The organism is Pilosibacter sp. YYHA0881 (genome assembly GCF_051602715.1).
GTDB lineage: Bacteria > Bacillota > Clostridia > Lachnospirales > Lachnospiraceae > Alitiscatomonas > Alitiscatomonas aceti.
Map to the genome: position 1 here is coordinate 293,694 of NZ_CP175657.1, position 25,870 is coordinate 319,563.

Annotated in this window: 27 protein-coding genes and 3 tRNA genes; 26 read left to right on the top strand and 4 right to left on the bottom strand. The window is 51.3% G+C overall.

Annotated features, from left to right (window positions below; all coding sequences use genetic code 11):
- Positions 1–164 precede the first annotated feature (164 nt).
- The 5 genes from ACI6NM_RS01420 (at position 165) to ACI6NM_RS01440 (ending at position 6,661) form a co-directional block, all read left to right on the top strand.
- Positions 165–803, top strand: a complete 639-nt coding sequence (locus ACI6NM_RS01420; protein WP_262427618.1) for a hypothetical protein — start codon at positions 165–167, stop codon at positions 801–803.
- Between the two features lie 448 nt (positions 804–1,251).
- Positions 1,252–2,256: an aspartate--ammonia ligase gene (gene asnA / locus ACI6NM_RS01425; protein ID WP_262427619.1), complete on the top strand. Its 1,005-nt coding sequence runs from the start codon at positions 1,252–1,254 to the stop codon at positions 2,254–2,256.
- A gap of 34 nt (positions 2,257–2,290) precedes the next feature.
- Positions 2,291–4,105, top strand: a complete 1,815-nt coding sequence (locus tag ACI6NM_RS01430; protein WP_262427620.1) for an aminopeptidase P family protein — start codon at positions 2,291–2,293, stop codon at positions 4,103–4,105.
- A complete protein-coding gene (locus tag ACI6NM_RS01435; protein WP_262427621.1) occupies positions 4,093–5,073 on the top strand; it encodes a D-2-hydroxyacid dehydrogenase in 981 nt (326 codons plus the stop codon). The genes ACI6NM_RS01430 and ACI6NM_RS01435 overlap by 13 nt, the downstream gene beginning before the upstream one ends.
- A 151-nt stretch (positions 5,074–5,224) precedes the next feature.
- Complete coding sequence (locus tag ACI6NM_RS01440) at positions 5,225–6,661, top strand: RNA-binding domain-containing protein (RefSeq protein WP_262427622.1); 1,437 nt, start codon at positions 5,225–5,227, stop codon at positions 6,659–6,661.
- Positions 6,662–6,731: 70 nt separating this feature from the next.
- Here ACI6NM_RS01440 and ACI6NM_RS01445 read toward each other — a convergent pair whose 3' ends face one another.
- On the bottom strand, positions 6,732–7,394 hold the full coding sequence (locus ACI6NM_RS01445; RefSeq protein ID WP_262427662.1) for a phosphatase PAP2 family protein: 663 nt from the start codon (positions 7,392–7,394) through the stop codon (positions 6,732–6,734).
- 211 nt (positions 7,395–7,605) lie between these two features.
- On the opposite strand from ACI6NM_RS01445, the gene udp reads away from it, so the two are divergent.
- From udp to ACI6NM_RS01480, 7 genes are all read left to right on the top strand, one after another.
- Positions 7,606–8,394 (top strand): uridine phosphorylase, encoded by a 789-nt coding sequence (gene udp, locus ACI6NM_RS01450; RefSeq protein ID WP_158357349.1) that lies wholly within the window; start codon positions 7,606–7,608, stop codon positions 8,392–8,394.
- Positions 8,395–8,427: 33 nt separating this feature from the next.
- Positions 8,428–8,850 (top strand): cytidine deaminase, encoded by a 423-nt coding sequence (locus ACI6NM_RS01455; protein ID WP_262427623.1) that lies wholly within the window; start codon positions 8,428–8,430, stop codon positions 8,848–8,850.
- Between the two features lie 6 nt (positions 8,851–8,856).
- Positions 8,857–9,531 (top strand): deoxyribose-phosphate aldolase, encoded by a 675-nt coding sequence (deoC, locus tag ACI6NM_RS01460; protein ID WP_262427624.1) that lies wholly within the window; start codon positions 8,857–8,859, stop codon positions 9,529–9,531.
- Positions 9,518–10,708 carry a phosphopentomutase gene (locus ACI6NM_RS01465; RefSeq protein WP_262427625.1) on the top strand — a complete coding sequence of 397 codons (1,191 nt, stop codon included), beginning with the start codon at positions 9,518–9,520 and terminating at the stop codon, positions 10,706–10,708. Before deoC ends, ACI6NM_RS01465 begins: the two co-directional genes overlap by 14 nt.
- A gap of 75 nt (positions 10,709–10,783) precedes the next feature.
- Complete coding sequence (locus ACI6NM_RS01470) at positions 10,784–12,112, top strand: MATE family efflux transporter (RefSeq protein WP_262427626.1); 1,329 nt, start codon at positions 10,784–10,786, stop codon at positions 12,110–12,112.
- 237 nt (positions 12,113–12,349) lie between these two features.
- Positions 12,350–12,422: transfer RNA gene (locus ACI6NM_RS01475), tRNA-Val, on the top strand.
- Between the two features lie 34 nt (positions 12,423–12,456).
- Positions 12,457–12,530, top strand: a tRNA-Met gene (locus tag ACI6NM_RS01480).
- Positions 12,531–12,599: 69 nt separating this feature from the next.
- Here the strand turns inward: ACI6NM_RS01480 and ACI6NM_RS01485 are convergent.
- The gene (locus tag ACI6NM_RS01485; protein ID WP_262427627.1) at positions 12,600–13,001 is read right to left on the bottom strand and encodes a hypothetical protein; all 402 of its coding nucleotides are present in this window, start codon (positions 12,999–13,001) and stop codon (positions 12,600–12,602) included.
- Positions 13,002–13,323: 322 nt separating this feature from the next.
- Here ACI6NM_RS01485 and ACI6NM_RS01490 point away from each other — a divergent pair, with 322 nt between their 5' ends.
- The 6 genes from ACI6NM_RS01490 to ACI6NM_RS01515 all read left to right on the top strand — a co-directional run bounded on the left by ACI6NM_RS01490 (position 13,324) and on the right by ACI6NM_RS01515 (position 17,827).
- Positions 13,324–13,578, top strand: coding sequence for a hypothetical protein (locus ACI6NM_RS01490; RefSeq protein WP_262427628.1), 255 nt, complete (start codon positions 13,324–13,326; stop codon positions 13,576–13,578).
- Positions 13,579–13,695: 117 nt separating this feature from the next.
- The gene (locus ACI6NM_RS01495) at positions 13,696–14,625 is read left to right on the top strand and encodes a sugar-binding transcriptional regulator (RefSeq protein WP_262427629.1); all 930 of its coding nucleotides are present in this window, start codon (positions 13,696–13,698) and stop codon (positions 14,623–14,625) included.
- Positions 14,626–14,836: 211 nt separating this feature from the next.
- The gene (locus tag ACI6NM_RS01500) at positions 14,837–15,445 is read left to right on the top strand and encodes a DAK2 domain-containing protein (protein ID WP_262427630.1); all 609 of its coding nucleotides are present in this window, start codon (positions 14,837–14,839) and stop codon (positions 15,443–15,445) included.
- Positions 15,446–15,482: 37 nt separating this feature from the next.
- Positions 15,483–16,481 carry a dihydroxyacetone kinase subunit DhaK gene (locus ACI6NM_RS01505; protein ID WP_215652936.1) on the top strand — a complete coding sequence of 333 codons (999 nt, stop codon included), beginning with the start codon at positions 15,483–15,485 and terminating at the stop codon, positions 16,479–16,481.
- Positions 16,482–16,485: 4 nt separating this feature from the next.
- Positions 16,486–17,367, top strand: a complete 882-nt coding sequence (gene lsrF, locus ACI6NM_RS01510; RefSeq protein ID WP_262427631.1) for a 3-hydroxy-5-phosphonooxypentane-2,4-dione thiolase — start codon at positions 16,486–16,488, stop codon at positions 17,365–17,367.
- Positions 17,368–17,503: 136 nt separating this feature from the next.
- Positions 17,504–17,827 carry a hypothetical protein gene (locus ACI6NM_RS01515; RefSeq protein WP_215652937.1) on the top strand — a complete coding sequence of 108 codons (324 nt, stop codon included), beginning with the start codon at positions 17,504–17,506 and terminating at the stop codon, positions 17,825–17,827.
- Positions 17,828–18,007: 180 nt separating this feature from the next.
- On the opposite strand, the gene ACI6NM_RS01520 is transcribed toward ACI6NM_RS01515, so the two are convergent.
- Both ACI6NM_RS01520 and ACI6NM_RS01525 read right to left on the bottom strand, forming a co-directional pair.
- On the bottom strand, positions 18,008–18,832 hold the full coding sequence (locus tag ACI6NM_RS01520) for a nucleotidyl transferase AbiEii/AbiGii toxin family protein (RefSeq protein ID WP_022273308.1): 825 nt from the start codon (positions 18,830–18,832) through the stop codon (positions 18,008–18,010).
- A complete protein-coding gene (locus ACI6NM_RS01525; RefSeq protein ID WP_262427632.1) occupies positions 18,829–19,422 on the bottom strand; it encodes a type IV toxin-antitoxin system AbiEi family antitoxin domain-containing protein in 594 nt (197 codons plus the stop codon). Before ACI6NM_RS01525 ends, ACI6NM_RS01520 begins: the two co-directional genes overlap by 4 nt.
- Before the next feature lie 389 nt (positions 19,423–19,811).
- On the opposite strand from ACI6NM_RS01525, the gene ACI6NM_RS01530 reads away from it, so the two are divergent.
- From ACI6NM_RS01530 to ACI6NM_RS01565, 8 genes are all read left to right on the top strand, one after another.
- Positions 19,812–20,504 carry a response regulator transcription factor gene (locus ACI6NM_RS01530; RefSeq protein WP_262427663.1) on the top strand — a complete coding sequence of 231 codons (693 nt, stop codon included), beginning with the start codon at positions 19,812–19,814 and terminating at the stop codon, positions 20,502–20,504.
- A gap of 5 nt (positions 20,505–20,509) precedes the next feature.
- Positions 20,510–21,427 (top strand): sensor histidine kinase, encoded by a 918-nt coding sequence (locus tag ACI6NM_RS01535; RefSeq protein WP_262427633.1) that lies wholly within the window; start codon positions 20,510–20,512, stop codon positions 21,425–21,427.
- A gap of 113 nt (positions 21,428–21,540) precedes the next feature.
- Positions 21,541–22,467 (top strand): ABC transporter ATP-binding protein, encoded by a 927-nt coding sequence (locus ACI6NM_RS01540; RefSeq protein ID WP_262427634.1) that lies wholly within the window; start codon positions 21,541–21,543, stop codon positions 22,465–22,467.
- Positions 22,460–23,254: an ABC transporter permease gene (locus ACI6NM_RS01545; RefSeq protein ID WP_262427635.1), complete on the top strand. Its 795-nt coding sequence runs from the start codon at positions 22,460–22,462 to the stop codon at positions 23,252–23,254. Before ACI6NM_RS01540 ends, ACI6NM_RS01545 begins: the two co-directional genes overlap by 8 nt.
- Before the next feature lie 12 nt (positions 23,255–23,266).
- Positions 23,267–24,208 (top strand): ABC transporter permease, encoded by a 942-nt coding sequence (locus ACI6NM_RS01550; RefSeq protein ID WP_438501014.1) that lies wholly within the window; start codon positions 23,267–23,269, stop codon positions 24,206–24,208.
- 69 nt (positions 24,209–24,277) lie between these two features.
- The gene (locus tag ACI6NM_RS01555) at positions 24,278–24,595 is read left to right on the top strand and encodes a hypothetical protein (protein ID WP_158357382.1); all 318 of its coding nucleotides are present in this window, start codon (positions 24,278–24,280) and stop codon (positions 24,593–24,595) included.
- 124 nt (positions 24,596–24,719) lie between these two features.
- Positions 24,720–24,793 (top strand) — tRNA-Met (locus tag ACI6NM_RS01560).
- Between the two features lie 142 nt (positions 24,794–24,935).
- On the top strand, positions 24,936–25,865 hold the full coding sequence (locus ACI6NM_RS01565) for a diacylglycerol/lipid kinase family protein (protein ID WP_262427637.1): 930 nt from the start codon (positions 24,936–24,938) through the stop codon (positions 25,863–25,865).
- Positions 25,866–25,870 lie beyond the last annotated feature (5 nt).

Here is a 25,870-nt window from a genome sequence, read left to right on the forward strand (position 1 = left end):
AATATTGACAATAAACACAAATATATGTTATATTAACTGTATATTAAAGGAGAGGATGGATTCCGATGTATATAATAAAATAAAAGAATGATTAAAAAGTTTTTTAGGGAAAGAAAGATAATACTTAACAATAAAAAACATTATTTTTATGAAAGGAGTAATCTATGAAAAAATTAATCGAACGTATTCTTGCGATTGTTCTATGTTTTTTAATGAGCTTTAATACATTAGCGGCAACTTCAGAAAATTTAAATTCTGATTCAGATGAAACGCTTTGTGAATTAAAGCAAACTATGCTGGAGATTAATCAATTTATACAAAATAATTCAAAACCATTGGATTTAAAAAACCAAGAAATTTGTTATGTTATTCCATTGTCTAATAATACAAATGCAAAATATACTTTAAAGATAACAAAAAATCCGATTTCTCCTTTTACCGTTTTTGATGCAAAGGTAGGTGAATGGTTTTTTGATAGTACACTAGATCTTCCTAATCACGGCTCTATTAAAGTAAGGACAACTGTAAATATTACAAAAGTTCCAGACACTGTTGGGTTAATGCCAGAGTTTACTGCTTATGATGGAAAAGTTACTGCTATACCAAGCCAGTACGTCAGTGTCGATGCAACATTAGCTGAAACAAAACGTATACTTCCTAATATAGAATATCAGACAACTGGATATGTTGGATTTAATATTGGTGGAATTCCTGCTAATTATTATTTTACCCAAATAATTGCAGTTGTTGACAATCAAGAGAACTATAATAAAATACAGTGTGTTTTAACGGGAGAATTCTAAAAGATGCTTACTTATTTTTTGGGAATTATATTTCAAAGTATTTTAAATATATTTTTATATTCTCCTTCCATAGTGGTTGCTATATATCTATATGATCGATTTATCTCAAAAAAACATAACCAATAAATCTATTAGTGAATCCAAAACTCCTCTGTATTTTAATATGGAGGAGTTTTCTAGTTAAATTACAATGTGTTGTATACCCTTTCTGTGGTCTGCTCTTATCTTTTCCCCCATCCCGCATCCAGACCCGTTCTGCCCACCGGTACGTAAGGCCGCGTCTTTTGCGGCCTTACGTACCGCTGTGCGCAGACCGGAGCGGGAGCGGGTCTGGCTGCGGGATGGGGGACTCACCTGGCTGCGGGATGGGGGACTTGGGTATTTCAATTTCCAGAAAATAATGTTATAATCCTCTGGGGTACAGGAAGAACGGAGAGAGGATGATACCATGAATTTCTATGTGCCGGAAGGCTATGTTCCAAAGATCGACCTCAGGGAGACCCAGATCGCCATTAAGATCATCAAGGATTTCTTCCAGAGAGAACTGACCAGACAGCTCCATCTCACCCGCGTATCGGCGCCCTTGTTTGTGACGCCGGAATCAGGACTCAACGACAATCTGAACGGCGTAGAGCGCCCAGTGGCTTTTGACTTGAAAGAAGGAAACCGCTCTGCGGAGATCGTCCATTCCCTGGCCAAATGGAAGCGGTACGCCTTAAAGCAGTACGGCTTTCTTCCAGGAGAAGGCCTGTATACCGACATGAACGCCATCCGCCGGGACGAGGATACGGACAACATCCATTCCATTTATGTGGACCAGTGGGATTGGGAGAAGGTGATCCGGAAGGAGGAACGGACCCGGAAGACCCTGGAGGATGCGGTGAGGGCTGTTTATAAGACCTTAAAGATCACCGAAGATTACATGGCCTATGAGTATGAATACATTGGCCATGTTCTGCCGGACCAGATCGTGTTTGTCACAGCCCAGGAGCTGGAGGACCGTTATCCGGCCCTGACGCCCAGGGAACGGGAATATAAAGCTGCCAGAGAATATGGAGCCATATTCATCGAGCAGATCGGGAAAAAGCTGGCATCCGGAAAACCCCATGACGGCCGGGCCCCGGACTATGATGACTGGGAGCTCAACGGCGATATCATCGTATATTATCCGATCCTCGATATTGCTCTGGAGCTGAGCTCCATGGGGATCCGCGTGGATGAGGACTCCCTCAGGCGTCAGCTGGCAGAGGCTGGCTGTGAGGAGAGGGCAGAGCTGGCATTTCAGAAGGCTCTGTTAAACGGAGAACTGCCGTACACCATCGGCGGCGGCATCGGTCAGTCCAGGATCTGTATGTTCTTCTTAAGAAAGGCCCACATCGGTGAGATCCAGGCATCCATCTGGCCTGCGGATGTAATGGAAGCGGCTGGAAAGGCCGGGATCCCGCTTTTATAAAGAAAGAAATCAATATGGAGGGGAAGCAGAAAAAATGGCAAATGAACGTCTGAAACAGCTTCGCGCGCTTATGGCGCAGCACGGGATGGATGCATATTATATCCCATCATCGGATTTCCACGACTCAGAATATGTGGATCCGTATTTTAAATGCAGGGAGTTTATCTCCGGCTTCACCGGTTCCGCCGGGACCATGGTGGTGACGAAGGACTTTTCCGGTCTCTGGACTGACGGCCGCTACTTTGTCCAGGCGAAAAAGCAGCTGGAGGGGCAGGACACAGAGCTGATGAAGATGGGGGAGGAGAACGTTCCCACCATCGATGAATTTTTAATGGAGCATCTGCCTGAGGGCGGTGTCCTGGGTATGGACGGCCGGGTGGTAAATACCGGCATCGGCCGCAGCTTTGAAAAGCTTTTAAAGGTTAAGAAGGGCACAGCCTCCATTGAACATGATCTGGCAGGAGAGCTCTGGACCGAAAGACCGGAGCTTCCGGCTCCCCAGGTCTGGGTGCTGGAGGAGAAATACGCCGGAGAATCCGCTGCCTCCAAGATCGCGCGGATTCGCCAGGTCATGAAGGAGCATCACGCCACCGTCCATATCCTTTCCGGTCTGGACGATATCGCATGGCTTCTGAACATCCGGAAAAATACCGGAGCATCCATCAACCTTCTGCCTCTGGCCCATGTGCTCATGACCATGGATACTCTGACTCTGTTCATTGACAGCAGCCGCTTTGACGACTGTGTAAACGCATATCTGAAGGAAAACGGCGTGACCCTGGCTCCCTATGGGGACATTTACAGGGCAGTGAAGGAGCTGCGGAACGAGACGATCTTACTGGAGCCGGACAAGGTGAACTACGCCATGTATAAGAGCATCCATGAGAGCTGTCTCCTGGAGGAGGCCATGAACCCGGCTTCCTGGATGAAGGCCATGAAGAATCCGGTGGAGATGGAGAACCTGAGAAAGGCTCATATCAAGGACGGTGTGGCTCTCACGAAATTTATTTACTGGATGAAGACAAAGGCTCCCAAGGGAAGCCTTATGGAAACGGAGGCTGCGGAGCATCTTGAGAGCTTAAGAAAGGAGCAGGAGGGATATATCTGCCCCAGCTTCGACACCATCTCCGCTTACGGAGCCAACGCGGCTATGTGCCACTACCACGCCACCAAGGAGGAGGAATCTGTCATCGGAAAGGACGGCTTTTACCTGGTGGATTCCGGCGGACAGTATTATGAAGGTACCACAGACGTGACCAGGACCATCGTCATGGGAGAACTGACCCATGAGGAAAAGCTCCACTTTACCCTGGTGCTCATGGGAATGCTCCGTCTCACAGACGCCAAGTTCCTCCATGGCTGCCGCGGGATCAATGTGGATTATCTGGCGAGAGGTCCCTTATGGAAGCTGGGCCTGGACTTCAACCACGGAACCGGTCATGGCGTCGGTTACCTTTCCAATGTCCATGAGCGGCCCAATGGCATCCGCTGGAAGATCGTTCCGGAACGCCAGGACAGCTGTATCCTGGAGGAGGGCATGCTGACCTCCAATGAGCCTGGAATTTATATCGAGGGGAGCCACGGCATCCGTACAGAGAACCTGCTGTTATGCCGGAAGGCAGAAAAGAACGGCTACGGCCAGTTCATGCGGTTCGAGACCATGACCTATGCTCCCATTGACACGGAGGCCATTGATATTTCTGTCATGGAGCCTTCGGATGTGCGCCTTTTAAACCAGTACCATAAGGACGTTTATGAAAAGCTGTCCCCCTATCTGACAAAGGAAGAAGCAGAATGGTTAAAGGACGCCACAAAACCCATAGGAGGAGATGCCCAGTGGCATATTTAGAAAAAAAGATCCTGGTAGCGATCCCTGTGACGGAGGCCCACAAAACGTATCTGGAAAAGCAGGCGTCCTCAGGGAAGTATAATTGTCAGTTCCGGTATATTCCGAAAGAACATGTGACGAAGGAGGACCTGGAGGATACCCAGGTTCTCATCGGCAACCTGCCTCCTGCCCTGGTGCGGGAGGCGAAGCGCCTGGAATGGCTCCAGTTAAACAGCGCCGGAGCCGATCCCTATACGCCGGAGGGAGTGCTTCCTGCCGGAGCAGTCCTCACGAACGCCACTGGGGCCTATGGCCTGGCGGTATCCGAGCATATGCTGGCCCTGACCTTTGATCTGATCCGCCGCCTGGGGCAGTATCATAAAAACCAGGCGGACCGTCAGTGGAGATCCATGGGGAACATCATTTCGGTGGAAGGATCGACGATCTTGATCCTGGGACTGGGAGATATAGGAGGAGACTATGCCCGGAAGGTGAAGGCTCTGGGCGCGTACACCATCGGCGTCAGACGGACCTGCAGGGAGAAGCCGGAATATCTGGATGAACAGTATACCATGGACGACCTGGACCGCCTTCTTCCCAGGGCCGACGTGGTGGCCATGGTGGTGCCTGGAGGTCCTGCCACCTGCCATCTGATGGATGAGAGACGGCTCCGCCTGATGAAAAAGGGCGCGTACCTCATCAATGTGGGACGGGGAAACGCCATCGATCCCGCAGCATTAAAGGCAGTTTTAAAGGACGGCCATCTGGGCGGCTGCGGACTGGATGTGACCGAGCCGGAGCCCCTGCCGCCGGAGGACGAGCTTTGGGCAATGGACCATGTGGTGATCACGCCCCATGTGGCGGGAAATTTCTTCCTGGCGGAGACCTTTGAACGGATCGTTAAGATCGCCGGAGAGAATTTAAAGGCATGGGCGTCGGGAGAAGAGTTAAAGAACGTGGTGGACTTTTCCACCGGATACAGAAAATAAGAAAACGCTGCCGGAAACGGATGGATCTGCCAGTTTCCGGCGGCGTTTTGTCATAGTTGTTTGAGTGCTTTGTATTTCTGCACAAATGACGGCATAATACATGCAGGAGGTATATAATAGAAGCTGAAAACAATGTTGGGAGGTGGTCCTGGTGGATGTAAATACAATAAAATCCATATTGGAAATAGGCGAAACCATCGCTGTCGAATTCAAGCGGTGTGGAAATAATATTGAAAATGATGTATATGAATCTGTCTGCTCATTTTTAAACCGTTTTGGCGGGGATCTTTTTATGGGAGTACTGGATGATGGTACGGTATGTGGTGTTCCGGAAAAAGCTGCACCTGATATGGTAAAAAATTTTATTAGCTGCATTAGCAATCCGGCTTTATTTTCTCCAACTGTGTACCTTACACCAGAAATACTTTCTTATAAAGGTAAAACGATAATTCATGTCCATGTTTTTTCCAGTGCAGAAGTGCATAGCTTCAAAAAAGTTATTTATGATCGTGTGAATGATGCAGATGTAAAAGTGACTGCGACTGCGCAGATCGCGCAAATGTATATTCGCAAGCAAGGTATTTTTACAGAGAAAAAAATTTTTCCATATGTAAAAATGGAAGATCTGAGATTGGATTTATTGCCGAAGCTTCGGACGATGGCAGCGAATAATAGTGCACAGGCCCATCCGTGGAGCGGTATGACAGATGAAGAACTGTTGAAGAGCACGCGGCTTTATAGTATGGACCGCATGACTGGTGAGTCGGGGTTTAATCTGGCTGCTGTCATGCTGCTTGGAAAAGATGATGTGATCGCAGATGTTGCACCGGCATATGTGACAGACGCTCTGCTCCGCAGGGTCGATGTGGACCGGTATGATGATCGTGAGATCATAAAAACAAATTTGATCGAAAGCTATGAACAGATGATGGAGTTCGGACGGAAGCATCTTCCGGACAGGTTTTATCTGGAAGATGATCAAAGAAAGAGTCTTCGGAATATCATTACTCGCGAGATGATCGCAAATACTTTGATCCATAGGGAATACACAAGTTCTTTTCAGGCAAAATTTGTTATTGGAAAAGATTGCGTATACGTTGAAAATGCAAATCGTGCATCGCAGGCTGCGATTCTGACACCAGATAACGCTGCTCCAAATCCAAAGAATCCGATCATTGCGGATTTTTTTAGAAATATTGGCTATGCAGATAAACTTGGATCGGGTGTGAGAAATCTATTTAAGTACAGTAAATTTTATTCGGGAAAAGAGCCGGAATTTATTGAAGGTGACGTATTTAAAATTATTGTTCCATTGGATGATAAATTAACCGGAGAAGGAACCACCCAATCCGCCACCCAATCCGCCACCCAATCCGCCACCCGGTCTGAGATCCCATCGGCAGTGGGCGATCCGGAAAAAGCAATTTTGAAATTGATAAGAGAAGAACCGGCTATCTCTCAAAAGGAAATCGCAGTTCGGCTTGCAATGAATCAAAACACTGTAAAATATCATACCCGGAAAATGCGAAAAAATGGAACGCTTGCGCGGGAAGGTACAAGCCGCAAAGGGAAATGGATTATAAAATAAGATCACATACGGCTGGCAGAACAGAAAAAATGCCATCTGCTCCGTGCAGATGGCATTGATTGGCAGGAATTTAGAAATCAAAGGTTCCGGTATACTTTTTCCGGCTGGCGGTTTCCGGCGCATAGGCGATGGGATAGATCACCATGGCCATCAGCATGGAACCGAACACATCCAGGATAGAGTGCTGCTTTAAGCATACGGTGGCAATACAGATGGACACCATTAGGATCCCGGAGGCCCATACCAGAGGCTTGTTCTTTGAAAGGGTCTGGCTGCGGCAGATGGAAATATGGACTCCGATGGAGTTGTATGCATGGATGCTGGGGAACACATTGATACATGGATCGATGCTCCACAGCTTCGCCACCAGGAAGCAGAAGATATTTTTATCCGGGTTGATGGCAGGGCGGAAATCCGTTCCATTGGGGTACAGGGTACACACCAGAAGGCTGATGGTCATGCCTGTAAATAAAAAGGTACACAGCCGGTAATAATCGTCCTTGTTGGTAAAGAAAAAATAGGCGATGGCAGCGGCCACATACAAAAACCACAGCAGGTAGGGTACAATAAAATACTCGTTGAACGGGATCAGATCGTCCAGGGCGGTATGCATCACGTGGTAAGGTTTTCCCACATTCTGCTGGAGCGCTGCGAACCACGGCAGATAGATCAGGCCGTAGGACAGGATCCAGACATGACCGTATTTTTTCATGAGTTTTTTCATATTTTCAATGACCTCCTTTCGTTCTGGTCATTTCCTGTTATAACTTTAGCAAAGTATATCACAGGGAAAAACGGGTTTCAAGGCAGTTCACAAAAATTTAAGAAAGAGTAACATTTTGGTAATATGTTGGTACAAAAATGAAAAAATTTCGCCAGTATTTTGACAGAATGATGGATTTGTGGTATGTTATAAGAAACCAGTCAGAAAGGAGAAATGGATTATGCCTTATGTGGAAGAAGCTGGATTGCAGTATCATTTAAATATAAGACCCGGCGATGTGGGACGCTATGTGATCCTTCCGGGAGACCCCAAGCGCTGTAAAAAGATCGCGGAACACTTTGAGCGTGCGGAGCTGGTGGCCGACAGCCGGGAATACGTGACGTATACGGGATACCTGGATGGTGAAAAGGTCAGCGTTACCTCCACCGGCATCGGCGGTCCCTCGGCGGCCATTGCCCTGGAGGAACTGGTGAAATGCGGAGCCGATACCTTTATCCGGGTGGGAACCTGCGGCGGTATGGATCTGGATGTTAGGGGCGGCGACGTGGTGGTTGCCACCGGATCCATCCGTGCGGAGGGGACTAGCAGAGAGTATGCGCCCATTGAGTTTCCTGCAGTGGCAGATCTCAGGGTGGTCAACGCCCTAATGAAGGCAGGAGAGAACCTGGGCTATGCCTGCCATGCCGGAGTGGTCCAGAGCAAGGATTCCTTTTATGGCCAGCACAATCCGGAGCTGATGCCTGTGGCGGGAGAGCTTTTAAGCAAGTGGGACGCCTGGCTGAAGCTGGGGTGCAAGGCGTCAGAGATGGAGTCGGCGGCCCTTTTTATCGTGGCCAGTTATCTGAGAGTCCGCTGTGGTGCCTGCTTTCTGGCAGTCGCCAACCAGGAACGGGAAAAGGCGGGACTTCCCAATCCCGTGGTCCACGATACGGAGGCGGCCATTAAAGTGGGCGTGGAGGCCATCCGCGTCCTTATAAAAGAGGAACGGGAAAAGAATCAGACCGTATAACAGGAGAGGATTCCGGGAAAGGCGGTGCGTTTTATGGAAAATAAGGAACTGGTGGAGAAGGCTCTGGAGGCCAGGAGCGCGGCCTATACCCCCTATTCGGGATTCCGGGTGGGAGCTGCCCTTTTATGTGCGGATGGGACAGTCTATGGGGGCTGCAACATTGAAAACGCGGCCTTTGGCCCCAGCTGCTGCGCGGAGCGGACCGCGTTTTTCAAGGCTGTCAGCGAAGGAAAACGGGAATTTTCTGCCATTGCCATCGTGGGAGGACCAGCCGGGAAGGAGCCGGAGGATTTCTGCCCGCCCTGCGGCGTCTGCCGTCAGGTGATGATGGAATTCTGTGATCCGGAGCGCTTCCGGATCGTTCTGGGGAAGGGGGACCTTTCCTTCCGGGAGTATACCCTGAAGGAGCTTTTGCCCCTGGGCTTTGCCGGAGACGGCGTAGAAAGAAAGGAATAGAAAAATATGACGTACAGGGAAATTTTATCCAGAGTGGACCATACGCTTTTAAAGCAGGGGGCCACCTGGGAGCAGATAAAGGCTGTCTGCGATGACGGCCTCCGGTTTGGGACTGCGTCGGTCTGTATCCCTCCGTCCTTTGTGAAGCAGGCCGCAGAGTATTTAAAGGGAAGGGTTCCCGTATGCACAGTCATCGGCTTCCCCAATGGCTATAACACCACGGCGGTCAAAGTATATGAGACCGCAGAGGCTGTGGAAAATGGGGCGGATGAGATCGACATGGTGGTGAACCTGGGCTGGGTGAAGGAGGGCCGGTATGACCGGGTCCTGGAGGAGATCAACGCGGTCAAAAAAGCCTGCGCTGGCCGCCTTTTAAAGGTGATCATCGAGACGTGTCTTTTAACAGAAGAAGAAAAGACGGAGCTTTGCAGGACTGTTACCAGGTCCGATGCAGAATTTATAAAGACCTCCACGGGCTTTTCTACCGGCGGCGCCACCTTTGCGGATGTGGAGCTGATGAAAGCACAGATGGGAGAGGGAAAGCAGATCAAGGCCGCAGGAGGCATCGGCGGCTTCCATGACGCTGAAACATTTATCCGTCTAGGAGCGGACCGCCTGGGGACCAGCAGACTGGCAGAGCAGGCAAAAAAGAAAGAGGTAGAACTGGATGAAGAAGTATAAAAGAATATTTACCATCGTCATCGATTCCCTGGGGATCGGTGCCATGGAGGACTCCGAACAGTTTGGAGATAAAGGGGTCAATACCCTGGGCCACATTGCAGAGCGGATGGAGGATTTCCAGATCCCCAATTTAAGGAAGCTGGGGATCGCAAACCTTTGCAGCCTTTCCGGGCTGGCCCCGGAGGAAAAGCCCCTGGGCTACCGTATGGTCATGCGGGAGATGAGCAACGGAAAGGACACCATGACCGGCCACTGGGAAATGATGGGCATTCATACCACCAAGCCCTTTCAGACCTTTACGGATACGGGATTCCCGCCGGAGCTCATAAAAGAGCTGGAGGAGCGGACCGGCAGGACGGTCATTGGAAATAAGAGCGCCAGCGGTACAGAGATCCTGGATGAGCTGGCTGAGGAGGAGATCGCCACCGGCCACATGATCGTATATACATCGGCGGACTCTGTGCTGCAGATCTGCGGCAACGAGGAGACCTTCGGCCTGGAGGAGCTTTACCGGTGCTGCGAGATCGCCAGGGAGATCACCATGAAGGAAGAATGGCGCGTGGGCCGGGTCATTGCGCGGCCCTATGTGGGAAAGAAAAAGGGAGAGTTCGTGCGGACCAGCAACCGCCACGATTATGCTTTAAAGCCCACAGGGACCACTGCCTTAAATATCCTGAAGGACCACGGCTATGATGTGATCTCCGTAGGAAAGATCCGGGATATCTTTGACGGAGAGGGGATCACAGAAAGCCATAAATCCCAGTCCTCGGTCCACGGCATGGAGCAGACCATTGAGATCTGTAAAAAAGATTTTTCCGGCCTGTGCTTTGTGAATCTGGTGGATTTTGACGCCCTCTGGGGCCATCGGAGGGATCCGGCCGGATACGGAAAGGAGCTGGGGCGGTTCGACGAGAAGCTGGGAGAGCTTCTGCCTCTCCTTGGGGAGGACGACCTTCTTATGATCACTGCTGACCATGGAAATGATCCTACCTATACAGGGACCGACCACACCAGGGAAAAGGTGCCGTTCCTTGCCTATTCGCCGTCCATGAAGGGTCAGGGGGAGCTGCCGGAGGCGGAGACCTTTGCTGTTATCGGGGGAACCATTCTGGATAATTTTGGACTGAAAAAGGAAGAAAATATGATCGGGGCTTCCGTTCTGGAAAAACTGGTCTAGTTTTTTTTCCGGGCTGCTTCCGGCGGGGGCGGCCCGGGCAGGAATGAAAAAACGATGGGGAGTGGATACAAAAGCATGAATAATGACCTGACGAAAGGCTCGATCACAGGGGGACTGATCCGGTTTGCGATCCCCCTGTTTCTTGGGCAGCTGCTCCAGCAGTTTTATAATATGGCGGATGCCTGGGTCGTTGGAAATTTTGCCAGCAACGACGCCTTTGCGGCCGTCAGCTCCGGAGGCCATCTGACGTTTCTGATCATCGGTCTCTTTAATGGCATCGCTGTGGGAGGCGGCGTAGTGATCTCCCGGTATTTTGGCGCGAAAAACAGAGAGGGGGTCCAGAAGGCCATCCATGCCAACTTCCTGTTCGGGATCTGGTCCTCGGTCATCGCCACGGCGGCGGGACTTATCTTTATTCCCTCTGTCCTGCGGATGATGAATACGCCGGACAGCGTGATGCCCCATTCCCTGGTATATTTCAGGATCTACTTTGCGGGCGTGTTCACGGTGATCCTGTATAACGTCTGTATGTCGGTGATGCGGGCCCTGGGAGACAGCCTCCATCCCCTTTATTATCTGATCGTGTCCTCCCTGGTGAACGTTGCCCTGGACCTGCTTTTTGTGGCCGGCTTCCAGTGGGGCGTGGGCGGCGCGGCCTTTGCCACGGTCGTTGCCCAGGGCTTAAGCGTGGTCCTGTGCCTGATCCGCATGAGCCGGGAAAAGGACGAATCCCTGCGGCTGGATATGAAAAAGCTGAAGCTCAATAAAGATATGATGGCCCAGGTGATCCGCCAGGGACTTCCCACGGGCATCCAGAACTCGGTGGTCAGCGTGGGAAATCTGGTGATCCAGACCAACATCAACGCCTTCGGGGCCTTTGCCATGTCGGGGGTGGGAGCCCATTCCAAGATCGAGGGGATCGTGTTTCTTCCTATTATGAGCATGTCCATGGCCCTGCCCACCTTCGTGAGCCAGAACATCGGCGCAGGGGAGTATGAGAGGGCGAAAAAGGGCGCTGCCGTAGGTACCATTTCCAGCATGATACTGGCCGAGCTGGTGGGGATCCTCTATTTTATGTGGGCTCCTTATGCGATGAGGATCTTTGTAAACGCTCCGGAGGCCATTGAATTTGGTGTCATCCACTGCCGTACTACGGCGCTGTTTTTCTTCCTCCTGGCCTTTTCCCACTGTGCGGCGGGAGTTATGAGGGGCTGTGGGAAATCCTTTATGCCCATGGCGGCTATGCTGGCCTTCTGGTGCGGCGTCCGGATCCTTTACGTTTCCATCGCCATCCAGATCGTTCCCGTGTTCCAGACCATTTCCTGGGCGTATCCGCTGACCTGGTTCTTAAGCTCCGTGGCCTTTTTCGTGTCCCTGGTGCGCATGGACTGGAAAAAGCTGTGATGGAAGAGCGGAAGAAAGAAACGATATCCTCCGTGTACGGGGGAGCATGACTTCTGTACACGGGGGCTTCCGCCTCCTGCGGGAGAGGGGATGCGCAGGCCTGGGAGACCGGCCTGCGGGCAGCTGAAAAGCAGAAAAATAAAAATGAAGAAAAAAATTAAAAAAAGTGTTGACATTTTTCCTTTTATCAGTTATACTGTCAAAGTCGCAAGTGAGTAACAGCTCACAAGACGAAATGGGGTCTTAGCTCAGCTGGGAGAGCATCTGCCTTACAAGCAGAGGGTCATAGGTTCGAGCCCTATAGGCCCCATTCCATAAGAGAAATCTTATGAACAATTTCATATGGCGGAATAGCTCAGTTGGCTAGAGCATACGGTTCATACCCGTAGTGTCGAGAGTTCGAATCTCCCTTCCGCTATGAAAAACGCTTACCAAATGGTAAGCGTTTTTTTGATACGGTTTTGCAGTTGTTTTGCGGGTGGTTCCCCTAACCTGTTTTGTGGAACAGCTTGCTGTACGCAGACAGCATTAAGAGCATTTTCCCCGCCGGCAATACCGCCAGAAAGGGATATAAAGAAAACAGGAACCAGAAAAAAAGGATCGTACTGACGGAGGCCTGCGGGATGCACAGGCAGAAGAAGGGTTTTTTTGCGGTTCTGGTAAGGAGCACATCGGCTTCCTGGAAAAACCAGATGCCATGTATAAATATTTTCTTATATCCAATGGTCCAGCTGCATCCGTTATAGGCGATCCATGCGTACAGCAGCAGGTCTGCAGCCATGGACAGCCCCGCAGATCCAGCCGGGATCTGCCGCTTCAGATAAAGAGCAGCCAGGATCTCGGCTGCACTGAACAGGCCGGGAAGAAGAATAGGGATAATTTTTTTCATGCAATTCCCCCTTTTTGCGTTCGGAGTGCAGACAGCTTGTGGGTTTCCATGCTTTTGTTAAAAAGATCATACCACAAAAAAGGGATAAAAAACAACATATCCATGGTTAAAATATTAAAAACACGGATCGTTATGCCTGCGCCATAAATATAAAGAGGATTGAGCCTGCAATAAGAAAATAAAGGCTGAGAAACCTGAACGGCCGGAGACAGACCAGAAGGTTTCTGGAAAGTATGAAAATATTATCCATATTTGTATTGACCGCGGACCAAAAATTCTCTATAATCGAATTAATAAAAATTCATCCAGGAGGAGACAGAATATGCCAAGAGGTGTAAAAAAATCCACAGCAGATAAGCTGCGCCAGGAATTAGAAAAGATCAGGAAAAGCATTTCGGACCACGAAGAAAAGATTGCGGCCTTAAAGGAAAAAGAGAAGGAAGTACTGGATCAGATCCATGATGCGGAGATGGAGTCCATCCGTCAGACCATGGAGGAAAAGGGTCTGGACGTGGACGCGCTGAAGAAGATCCTGGACTGCTACGAAGCAGACAGCTCGAAGGATGAGGCAAACTAAACAGACGGAAACGGAAGCCGGTACAGGCCGGCGCTCTGAACCGCAGATAAGGCTGGTGCTGGGGATGACCTCCGGCGCCAGCTTTTTTCGGCACAGACCCGCAAAGGAGGACCTGAATTGAAGTCAGATCATGAAAAGAGAAGGCGGCTGGCTTACGTTGCCCGCCGGTATTATTTAGACGATCAGAAGCAGAGCGATATTGCCGCGGAGCTGGGCATTTCCCGGCCCATGGTCAGCCGTCTTCTTACGGAGGCGAGACAGCTGGGGGTGGTGGAGATCACCGTCCATGATCCGGAGGTGAAGGCCGCCAGCCTTCTGGAGCGGCTGCGTACCGGAAGCTCCATAAAAGACGGGATCCTTGTGGAGGATGGAGCCGGCGACGCCTCCACCAACCAGCTTCTTTCCCAGGGGGCGGTGGAGCTTCTGGAGCAGCTGCAGAGCCGTCGTCTGGGTGTGGGCTGGGGCCATCTGATCGGCCAGCTGGTGACGTGGCTGGAAAAAAATCCCCGGCATGGCAGCTCTGTCACCGATATCTGTCCGCTGGTGGGAAATGCCAGCATTCCTGCCCGCAACTACCAGTCCAACGAAAATGTCCGCCTTATGGCCCAGCAGCTGGGAGCCTCCCCGCATTTTCTCTACCTGCCCGCCCTGCCGGAAAGCCTGGAGGAGAAACAGATCCTCTGCTCCACGGAAATCTACCGGCAGATCCATGAGGAATGGGAGCGGATCGACACCGCCCTGGTGAACATCGGCGACTATCCCTCCAGTCCGGACTTTGCCTCCCTGGTGCGCTACGGCGGCCTTCTCCAGGAGCACCATGCCTGCGGCCGGATGCTGGTCTACTATTTTAATGAAGACGGAACCGTGATCCAGTCAGACCAGGATTTTGCCATCCAGGTGCCCCTGGAAACCTTAAAACAGTGTCCCAATATCATCGGCGTCTGCTCTGCCAATACCAGCGCCAAGGCGGTGAAAGGAGCCTTAAAGTCCGGCATTCTGACCCACATCGTGGCCCGGTCCTCCCTTATCCACTCCATTTTGGAATAATAGTTACATATGTAACCTCTCGAGTATATTTTATATCCTTGAGAGGTTTTGTTTTTGTGCAATATGCATAATAATATTCCTAAATTTATATGGGATACATAGAATTTACCGTTGGTGCCTGCTTCGATATTGATTTACAAGGGCCTGCATGCTATGATTGTGAACATAAGTAACAAATATGCGCTGAAATACGGATAAGGAGGTAACATTTGTGAAAAAAGAGGAGTTTGCGGACCGGCTGTCCTGCGCCTGTGCTTCAGTGATTTCGGCGGAACAGGAGCTGACCGAGATCGATTCCCATTTCGGCGACGCCGATCATGGCCTCACCATGAAAAAAATCGCCGGAGCCATTGATTCCGCCGTGAAGGGGTCGGACGGAGGCATCAAAGAAATGCTGGACGATGCGGCCATGGCCGTGATGGTGTTAAACGGAGGCAGCGCCGTTCCCCTCTGGAACGCATGGCTGGACGGAATGCAGGAAGATGCTCCGGAGGGAGACGAGATCGATGTTTCTGGCATCAAGGCGGTCTTTAAGCGGGCTTTTGAGGAGCTGGATAGCGTATCCGGGGCAAAGGTCGGAGATAAGACCATGATGGATGCGCTGATCCCTGCCAGCGAGGCCATAGCCTCCTATAAGGGTAGCGATGAAAATGAGCTGTTTGCCATTGCCGCCAGAGCAGCCGCCGACGGTGCCGAGGCAAGCAGGCAGTTTGTTTCTAAGTTTGGAAGGGCCAAAAGCTACGGGACCCAGACCATCGGAACCCCCGACGCGGGCGCAGTATCCATGGCGTATTTCTTCCGCGGCCTGGCCCGGGCTTAAATGTAACGGAATCCATTAAAAACAGGAGGAACCTACTATGAAGATGAAAAAATTTATCAACGCCCCCGAGACCATCACCGACGAGGAGTTAGTGGGCCTGGGACTTGCTTACCCGGACATCGTTGATGTGGACGGCCATCTGGTGATCAGTAAGGACTTAAAGGATGCAGACCGCGTGACCATCGTTACATACGGCGGCTCCGGCCACGAGCCGGCACAGGCCGGCTTCGTCGGAAAAGGAATGCTGGATGTGCAGGCGGTGGGCGATATTTTTGCGGCCCCCAACCCGAAGCTGGTATTTGATGCCATGAAGCTGGCTGATAAAGGCCACGGCGTTCTGCTGCTGACGCTCAACTATGCAGGCGACCAGTTGGCCGGAAAGCAGGCCATGAAGCTGGCCCAGAAGGCCGGCTTAAACGTCCGCCAGGTGGTCACAGGCGAGGAGATCCAGTTTGATCCCAACGGCGAGGACAATAAACGGGGACTGGCAGGGGCTGTCGCTCTTTACCATATCGCCGCAGCCGCAGCCAGAGAGGGAAAGAGCCTTGACGAGGTGGCTGAGATCGCAGAGCGCTATGCAAAGAACATGGCCTCCATCACCGTGAAATCCACCGACGCCACCCATCCGCAGAACGGGATGTCCTTCGGCGACCTGGGAGAAACGGATCTGATGGAGATCGGCGCAGGCCAGCACGGCGAGGGCGGCGGAGTCCGCGTGCCCATGAAGTCCTCCAAAGAGACCGTTGCCACTGTGGCAGAGGCCCTCTGCAGGAATCTGGAGTTAAAGGCCGGCGACCGGGCCTTTGTGATGATCAATGGCTGCGGAGCCACCACCATGATGGAAATGCTGGTCCTCTTTAAGGATACGGTTGAGTTCTTAAAGGAAAGGGGCGTGGAAGTGGCCGCCAGCATGGTAGGCGAGATCTTAACGGTCCAGGAGGCAGGAGGCTTCCAGATGAACATTGCAAAGTGGGACGACGAATTTATCCGTCTCTGGAACACACCGTGCCACACACCGGCGTACAGCAAGGAGTAAGATTATGGCAGATAATATTGGAAATAAGGCTGCGCACGATTATCATCTTGATATTCCAGCTGCGCAGGAGGGATTTTATGTGAAGGGCAGCGCCCACTGCGACTGGGGCATGAAAAACCGTCTGGGGAAGATGTTTGATCCCAGGTCAGGAAATACGGTGATGCTGGCCTTTGACCACGGCTACATCATGGGTCCCACCGCCGGTTTAGAGCGGATCGACCTGGTGATCCCGCCGCTGATCCCCCATGTAAACGTCCTGATGGGCACCAGGGGAATGATCCGTTCCTGTATCTCCCCGGCGGCTCTTGTGGCAAAATGCGTCCGGGTGACCTACGATTCCACGGTTCTTTATGACGATATGTCCAATGGCGGAGGGATCGCCTGCGACATTGAAAATGCCATCCGCATGAACGCCGACTGCATGGCCGTGCAGACCTTTATCGGTGCGCCCGGCGAAAGCCGTTCCCTGGAGCTTTTATCCCGCACCGCTGACGCCGGAGCCCGTTACGGGATCCCGACCCTGGGGGTGGTTGCCGTTGGAAAACAGATGGAGAGGACTGAAAAGTTTTTCCTTTTAGCCACCCGCGTGCTGGCGGAAAACGGAGCCAATATCGTAAAGAGCTACTACTGCGACGGCTTTGAACGCGTGGCTGCTGCATGCCCGGTCCCCATCGTCATCGCCGGAGGAAAGAAGCTTCCGGAGCTGGAGGCCCTGGAGATGGCTTACAGGGCGATCCAGGAAGGCGCCCATGGCGTGGATATGGGAAGAAATATCTTCCAGTCCGACTGTCCGGCCGGTATGGCCCAGGCCATCGGCAAGGTGGTCCATGAGGGGTATACCCCTAAGCAGGCCTTTGAGGTTTACGAAACGGTGAAAAACCAGTAACATTTTTATCTGTGCGGTGCGCCTGGATAAGGAAACAGCCCCCCATCCGGGAAAGGATCTCCGGGTGAAGGCGGAAGCTTCACAGGAAGGCGCCTGAAGCGCAGAAATATTTATGGAAGAAACAGGAGGAACGAGCATGGCAGCTGCATATATGCACATCGGTATCCCGGTCACCAATAAAAAGCCCGGCATGGTCTATAATGAGGGGGCCAGGTTCTGGGTCAGCAGCGTGGACGACTACGATTACAAGATCGAGTATCTGAAATTTGAGGAGGGAACACCATTCCCGGAGGTCCTCCACCGCAATCCCCATGTGGCGTATAAGGTGGACGATCTTCAGAAATACATCGACGATGCGGATTCTGTTATCTGCGGTCCCATGGACGCCAATGACAAGGGCGATCAGCTGGCCTTTGTATGGAAGGACGGAGCGATCTTAGAACTGTATCAGGAGGCATAAGATCCATGGCCCGGGCTTTTGGCCCGGGCCGTCAGACGAAAGGCGGGGTCCCCGGCGTCTGTCGGATGGGGGCTGAACAGAAGTCAGCGATATCTGGTTTTTGATAACCGAGTATCGCTTCTTTTGTACCCGTAAAAGCATTTTTATCAGAGAAAAACAGACCTGTGTTATGTTTTTATGTTATAGCAGCAGTTGCCTCAAAACCGTAATGATCGATATATATTCGATTTCCTTTGCATAGGCAAACTGTCTGCGGTATTTGTTCCACATAATCTGAAGTTCCGGATTTTCTTCGATGTCGTGAAGAATAGCGGGAACATCTGCGATCCGCTGAGTGGTGCCGCGATGGTCTGCGGTTGCTCTCAGTGCCTCTGCAAACACAGCTTTATCAAATTTCTGTGTTGTCGTCAGTATGTAAGCATCGTAAAAATCTCTTGGACGGGTATTGAATACGCCGCGCCGCAAAATGGTTTCCACCTTTTCTGCCATAACAGTTTCGATGTTATATGCCCACAGTTCGTATGATTGCCCATCATCAAAAATTTCAAAAAAGTTGTACTGGACTGCATGGGGCGTGATCGCGTCGCCGGCGGATACATCAATGCTGAGCGGAGTCAGAAGAGTATCCAGCTTTGCATTCAGCATGACACGGTATCCGCCATAAATATCATCTTCACGGATGGGAGAAATAGTTCTGATTTCAAATACAACGCCATCATCAAATGCAATATCACAAATATCTTCCAATGCACTGCGGATTGCTTCTGGTGTAAGGGGCAGATTTTTGAGAGTGGTATCCATATCCATGGTTGCGCGGTTGTCCAATCCAACAATCGCAGCCACCAGCATACCGCCCTTTAATACAAACTTTTCTTTGTAGTCGGAAGCGGAAAGACGGACGAGCAGACGCTCAAACATATAGTTTTGCAAAATGACCTGTGCAGGGATATTCTTCTGTCTGGCGATATTGCGGATTCTCGCTTTCAGACTCATTGCTTTACTCATAGAAGCACTTCCAAATATTGACGCAGGACGTTGGATACCCGCATTTTTTTTGCGTAAGAGTTTAATTTGTTCAAATCTTTTTTTGGGGTTGCCGCATACAGCTTTAACGCCGCGAGGAAAGTTTCTGTTCCCAATTTGTTCCGGCTGCGGATCACATCACAAATTGTGCGTTCAAGATCGTATGCGGGAACATCATTTCCTGCGGGTGTTCTCAGAGTTGTTTTTCCAAGTTCAAACAAATCAGGCTTGATGTAATATACCTTGCATTCAGATTTAATTGCAGCGGATGGGATACAGCCGGAGGGTGCAGTGATCGTATGTTCAAACGGTGTGCGGTCAGAAATTCCATGAAGGTAGAGCGCAGTTTCGTGAGAAAAAATTACTTTTTTAGAGCGATTGCTGATCGCCAGCAGCTCATCCTGCATATCATCCGGAAGGATATACTGTCCTTTTACAATGCGATGGATCTTATCTTCTTTACACAATTTATAAAGCATTGCTTTGGAGATGCCATGCTGTGCTGCTATCCTGGTTTCGATAATTCCTCCATGCGATTTTGCAATAGCGGCGAGTTCAGTTATGTAATCCATACATTCACCTCAATTATAACAACCTAATAATATTATGCACATAATTATGATGTAAGTCAATACAATTAAATGCACATTCAAAAAATATTTACAATTAAATTATGACAAAAGTAAACATCGATTTTAAATGAAACATTTACCATACCCCAAAAATCAAACAAGGGAAAAGGCACGAACCGTAAAAAGCCAGTGCCATATCATAGGAACGCGTGCTCCGGGACTTTTAGAATCGGAGAATGGGGATGGATGCATACTTGTATTGTATGGCCGGGAGAATTATAATGGAAAAGCCAGAGACGGGGACTGGAGCAGAGGATGATGGCCGCAGGAAGCATCGTCTGGCAAGAAGCCGGCGGACGGCCGGACAAAACAGGGAAAGGGGTTTTGCCATGAACCGGATTTTGATCATAGATGATGACAGGGAGCTGTGCGTTCTGATCAAACGCAGCGTATTATCCGAAAATATAGAAGCCGATTTCTGCAGCACCGGAAAGGCCGGTCTTTTGAAATTGAGGGAAAGGGAGTACCAGCTGGTGATACTGGATGTAATGATGCCGGGCATGGACGGCTTTGAGACCCTGGAGGAGATCCGGAAGGAAAGCAGCCTTCCGATCCTGATGTTTACATCGAGGAATGACAGTATCTCAAAGGTGCGGGGGCTGCGGGCCGGAGCCGACGATTATCTGACAAAGCCCTTTGATATGGAGGAGCTGATCGCCCGTATCGTTTCGCTGATCCGCCGTTATACCCGTTTTAACCAGCCGGATGGGGCAGTGCAGAAACTTGTATTTGACGGACTGGAGATCGATCCGGAAGCCCGTCTGGTCACTGTGGAAAACAGTACCCTTGAGCTTCCTCCGAAGGAATTTGACCTGCTGTTATACTGTGCAAAAAATCAGGGAAAGATCCTGACCAAGAAGCAGATCTATGAAAATGTCTGGGGAGACGAATATCTCTATGACGACAGCAATATCATGGCGGTCATCAGCCGGCTCCGCAAAAAACTGGAGGCCGCTCCTTCAAGCCCAAAGTATATCCAGACCATCAAAGGGATCGGCTACCGCTTTAATAAGGAGGTATAGCTGGTATGGAGATCCTTGTTTTTCTGTCCATTCTGACCGCGGCTCTGGCGGTCCTGTCCTCCTGGTACCGCATCCGGCGGGTAAAAGAGCAGATCGCGGAGATCGCAGACGCTCTGGCTGACGTGAAAAACGGAAATGGCGGCCGCCGGATCCTGTCCGCCGCAAATGAGCTGGCAGCCCCCATTGCCTATGAGATCAATGAGATCGTTGTGTCCTATGAACGCAGGCTTTCTGCGGTGCGGCAGACAGAGGAGGCAAACCGCCAGCTTATGACCAGCCTTTCCCATGATGTCCGGACACCCCTTACAACACTCATCGGATATCTTGACGCCGCCCACAAAGGACTTGCTGCGGGCAGGGACCGGGATGAATATATCGAAACGGCCCGCCGGAAGGCCCACGATCTGAAAGAATATATTGACGTTCTCTTTGACTGGTTCAGGTTAAATTCCAATGAGTTTGCCATGGAGATCCGTCCTGCTGAAGCGGCAGAGCTCACAAGAAATATCCTGATCGACTGGGTCCCGGTCTTTGAGGATAAGGAGATCGGTTATGACATTGACATTCCCGAGCGTCCGGTCCGGGTAAGGCTCGACGCAGACGGATATATGAGGATCATAAACAATCTTATCCAGAATGCGGTCGCCCACAGCGGCGGGGATGAAATCAAGATCGCTCTGTCAGAACAGGGAGCTGCCATGAAGCTTCTTGTGGCGGACAATGGCGTGGGGATCGGGAAGGAAGATCTGAAGCATATTTTTGAACGGCTGTATAAGTGTGATAAGGGCCGGTCCCAGAAGGGCAGCGGGCTGGGCCTTTCCATTGTCCATCAGCTTGTGGAAAAGATGGGAGGCAGCATCACTGTGGAAAGCACACCGGGAAAAGGAACAGAATTTACCCTGGTTTTCCCCCTGGATGAGTGAGCGGCCCCCTGGCATTCTGGCCGGATCTTAAACTGCAAGGTTTTTGCAAGGCTGCGGCAAGGTTCATGCAAGGATGGCGTGATAGAATCCCTTACAGAACAGGAGGTTTGCCTATGGACACAAATACCATCATTGAAACAAGAAACCTGACCAAGCAGTATGGCCCGCAAAAGAGCGTGGCTGACTTAAGTATCCATGTGAAGCGCGGGAGGATCTATGGTCTGCTGGGGAGGAACGGGGCCGGAAAAACGACCACCATGAAAATGCTGCTGGGACTGACGAAGCCCACGTCCGGCGAGGTGCGGATCTGGGGAAATCCTTTGCAGGGGAATGAAAAGAAGATCCTGCCCCGCATCGGCAGCCTGATCGAGTCCCCCGGCTTTTATCCCAATCTGACCGCTGCGGAAAATCTGCGTATCTTTGCCATTCTGCGGGGCGTGCCAAACGGTCATGCCATCAGGGATGCCCTGGATCTGGTGGGGCTGCCTTATAAAGACAAAAAGCTCTTTTCCCAGTATTCCCTTGGCATGAAGCAGCGGCTTGCCATTGCCCTTGCCATTATGCACGATCCGGAGCTTCTGATCCTGGATGAGCCCATCAATGGGCTTGATCCCATCGGCATTGCAGAGGTGCGTTCATTTATCCGGGAGCTCTGTGATACAGGAGGGAAGACCATTCTGATCTCCAGCCATATCCTTTCGGAAATTTCCCTGTTGGCGGACGATATTGGGATCATTGACCACGGCACACTGCTGGAAGAGGAAAGCCTTGCCAGACTGGAGCAGAAAAGCGGCAGGCATGTCCGTTTTACGCTTTCCGACACCGCCCAGGCCGCAAGGATCCTGGAGCGCAGTTTCCATGAAACCCATTTCTCCATCCAGGATGACCACAGGCTGCAGCTCCACAATCTTGATCTGCCGGTCGGAAAAGTTGTAACTGCCTTTGTGGAAAACGGACTGGAGGTATCGGAGGCCCATACATGTGAAGAAAGCCTGGAGGATTATTTCAGGCGTGTGACGGGAGGCGAGGGGATTGCTTAGACTGATGGAGTGTGAATTTCTGAAGCTGAAACGCAGGCCCCTGGTATTTATTTCCCTGGTGCTTTCCGTTTTCATGCCGTTGGCGTACATTTTTTTCCTGTCAGATGTGAATACGGATGTGGATGCTGTAAACGGAGTGATGTCCAGCCTGTTCCAGCTCAGCGCATATCTGCTTCTGATGCCGCTTCTTGTGATCCTGGCTTCCAGCCTGCTGTTTCAGGAGCTGGACCATGATACTCTGAAAAACCTTGCGGCCGTACCCGTGGACCGGACGAAGCTGGTGCTTTCCAAAATGCTGGTCCTGCTGCTGTTTGCCGTTGGCTTCATGGCGGCGGGAGGCCTGGTGAATCTTGCGGTCCTGCTGGTCCGGGGATGGGAGCCGGTTGGGTTCTGGACGCTGTTCTGGGTTGGGCTGGAAGAGGGAGTGATCATGTGGGCCGGAGCGCTTCCCTGCATTCTTCTGGTGGTCCTTCTCAATAAAAATTATATCGTGTCCGTTGTGATCACCTTTTTTTACACCATTGTGAATTATATCTTTTCCATGAACGATCTCTTTCTGACGCAGCCCTTTGGGCTGAACATCGGTACCCTGCTTCCGGGACCGCTGGCTTTCCGCTGGACCTTCCAGTTTTATGACCAGAGCCGGACCAGCGCGGAGCTGGCAGAGCTGCTGGAGCGGATCAGCCCGTATTTTCTCGGCCGCGCCCAGGTGTTCAGTGTGATCGTTGTGGAAGCCATTGTTTTTCTGACGCTGATCGCGATGGCCTTCCGGCGTCAGGAGATTTAAGGAGGTGGGATCATGTGGAATCTGTTAAGAGCAGAATTACTGAAGCTGCGCCGGTGCCAGATCCTTCTGGTGGGGCTTGTGGCCCTTGGGCTCTGCCCTCTGGTACAATATGGAAGCCAGATGATCATTGAGGCGGAATACCGGGATCCGGACTATGATATCCAGACGCTTTTTGCCAATGTTATCTGGGGCAACACCCAGATATTTCTGCCCATTTCACTGGTGATGACAGGCGCCTGGCTCATGGACAGGGAGTCTTCCCATGATACACTGAAAAATATCATGGCGGTCCCTGTTTCCATGCCGGGGCTTCTGGGGACAAAGCTGCTTCTGACCGGCATGCTTGCAGTCCTTCTGGGAATATACAGTGCCGGCGTTACCCTGGTCACTGGACTGGCGGCCGGCCTGCCGGGACTGACTGCGGAGGTGCTTTTTCATGGCAGTACGCAGATCGTGGCGGCTGCCTTTACTACAAGTCTGGTCTGTATGCCCCTGATCCTGATCTTTGGACAGATCCGTGGGGCATATCTGGGAGGCTCCATCCTGGCGTTCTTCCTGGGATACAGCATGCTGTTCTTCAAAGGCGGCGTCCTTTCCAGCCTGTATCCGTTTTCGGCTGCGCTGGTCCTGGCGGGCTTCGATCTGAGCGGATATGCCGGGATGACCGCGGCTCCGGACATGGGGCTGGCCGCCGCCGGGGTCGGCGTTATGGTCCTCTGGACAGGGCTGCTGCTTTTGCGGTCCCATAAGAAAAAGAGATGCGTCCTCGCAGGCAGGCCAGTGCCAGGGGGAAGGCGAGAAGGGCTGCGCCGCTGTAAGGGGCTGCGGCCCGTGGTTTCCGGAGGCTTTTTTTCAGGACCTTTGGCTGTGCCGGTCCACATGTTCCAGTTTTTTCATCTTGACACACAGAACAAATGTTCGTATAATAAGAACAGAACATACGTTCTTTTTTGAAACGGGGGATGGTACGGCAGACCGTACCCTCTGTGTGTGAAGCTGTGTGGGAAAGAGAGGATGGCTGGAATGGAATATCGGGCATTGGGAAATTCAAATCTGGATGATGGGACCGTCAAAGGCGACCGGAGAGAGGCTGCCTGTATGGCGTGGTTTCCGGCCGGACGGGAGCTGTATCCGGTTTCTGTTAAATTTAAGGGCGACGACGGGGAGGTCATCTGCGTCAGGAACATCAATATCTCATCGTCAGAGGATATTCTGTGCAACGGGATCGCTTCAAAGCAGTTTTTGTGCAATGCGGTCATCGGCGGCCTGGTCCAGGATTTTGCCCTGATCTTTTATGCCAGGCCGTCCCGGTGGGAGATCGTATTCCGTCCAAGGCAGTAGGGGGGGCGGAAGCCCTGCTTTTACCAGGATTTTTCACAGAGCATTCACGAAATCCATGAAAAATAAAATTATTGTTGACATTTTATTCCAAACATGGTATCCTAATGTTCGTTGAGCAAAGCGTGGCGGAATAGCTCAGTTGGCTAGAGCATACGGTTCATACCCGTAGTGTCGAGAGTTCGAATCTCCCTTCCGCTACTAAAAGGGGATCCTGAATACAGGGTCCCCTTTTTTATAGAAATTTTCTTATCTTTTTTCCGTATTCTGTGGTATACTAAATATAATTTCGTTGTATATTATATGATTTATGTAATACCAGCAGGATAAAACGGAGGGTTCCATGTATCAGTTTATCGTAAATCCCAGTGCAGGAACTGGTAAGGGGTATCGCATATGGAAAAGGCTGGAGAAGCAGCTGGAAAATGAGGGACGGGAATACCGGGTGTTTTTTACGGAAAACCGGGGAGATGCGGCTGAGATCGCCAGGGCGCTGACCGCCGATAAAAATGAACCGAAAACGATCATTATCGTAGGCGGAGAGGGGACGTATAACGAAGTTTTAAACGGAGTGTCCTTTAAAGGGATGGTGACCCTGGGCTACGTCCCGGCGGGATTCCGGAACGCCCTTTCCCGGAGGAGCCGGCCGCACAGTAAGGTAAGGGTCCAGTGCAGGCGCGTCCTCCATCCGCAATATTATGAACTGCTGGATTACGGCGTTGTGACCTGTGGGGAGGATGAGATCTTTAACCGGAGGTTTGCCGGAAGGTGCGGCGTGGGACTGGATGCGGCCGTCTGCCATAACCTGCTGTGCTGTCCCGTCCGCAGCCAGATGAACCGGCTTCATATGGCCGGAATGCTGAAGGTGGTCCTGGCGTTAAAGCAGCTGGCGCTGGCGCGTCCGGTGCGGGGACATCTGCTCCTGGACGGCGTAAGGAAGGTGGAATTCAATTATATCTACTTTATCACGATCCGGATGGGGCAGGAGAAAAAGAAGAGGCCAAGACGCGGACAGGAGGTACCGGAGGACAGCGGGAAGATGACGGTCTATGTGGCCAACAGCTCCCTGAAGCGGAGGATGTTCGGGCCGGTCCTGGACGTGATCGCAGGGGTAAGAAAGAAAGAGCGCGGTGTCAGGAGCTTTGAATGCAGCGAGGTGGCGGTCCATCTGGAGCGGCCCCTGGCGGTCCATGTGGACGGGGAAAGCTGTATGTGCCAGCAGGATATGCAGATCCGGTGCATCCCCAGGAAGATCCGGATGATCAGCGCTTAGAATAA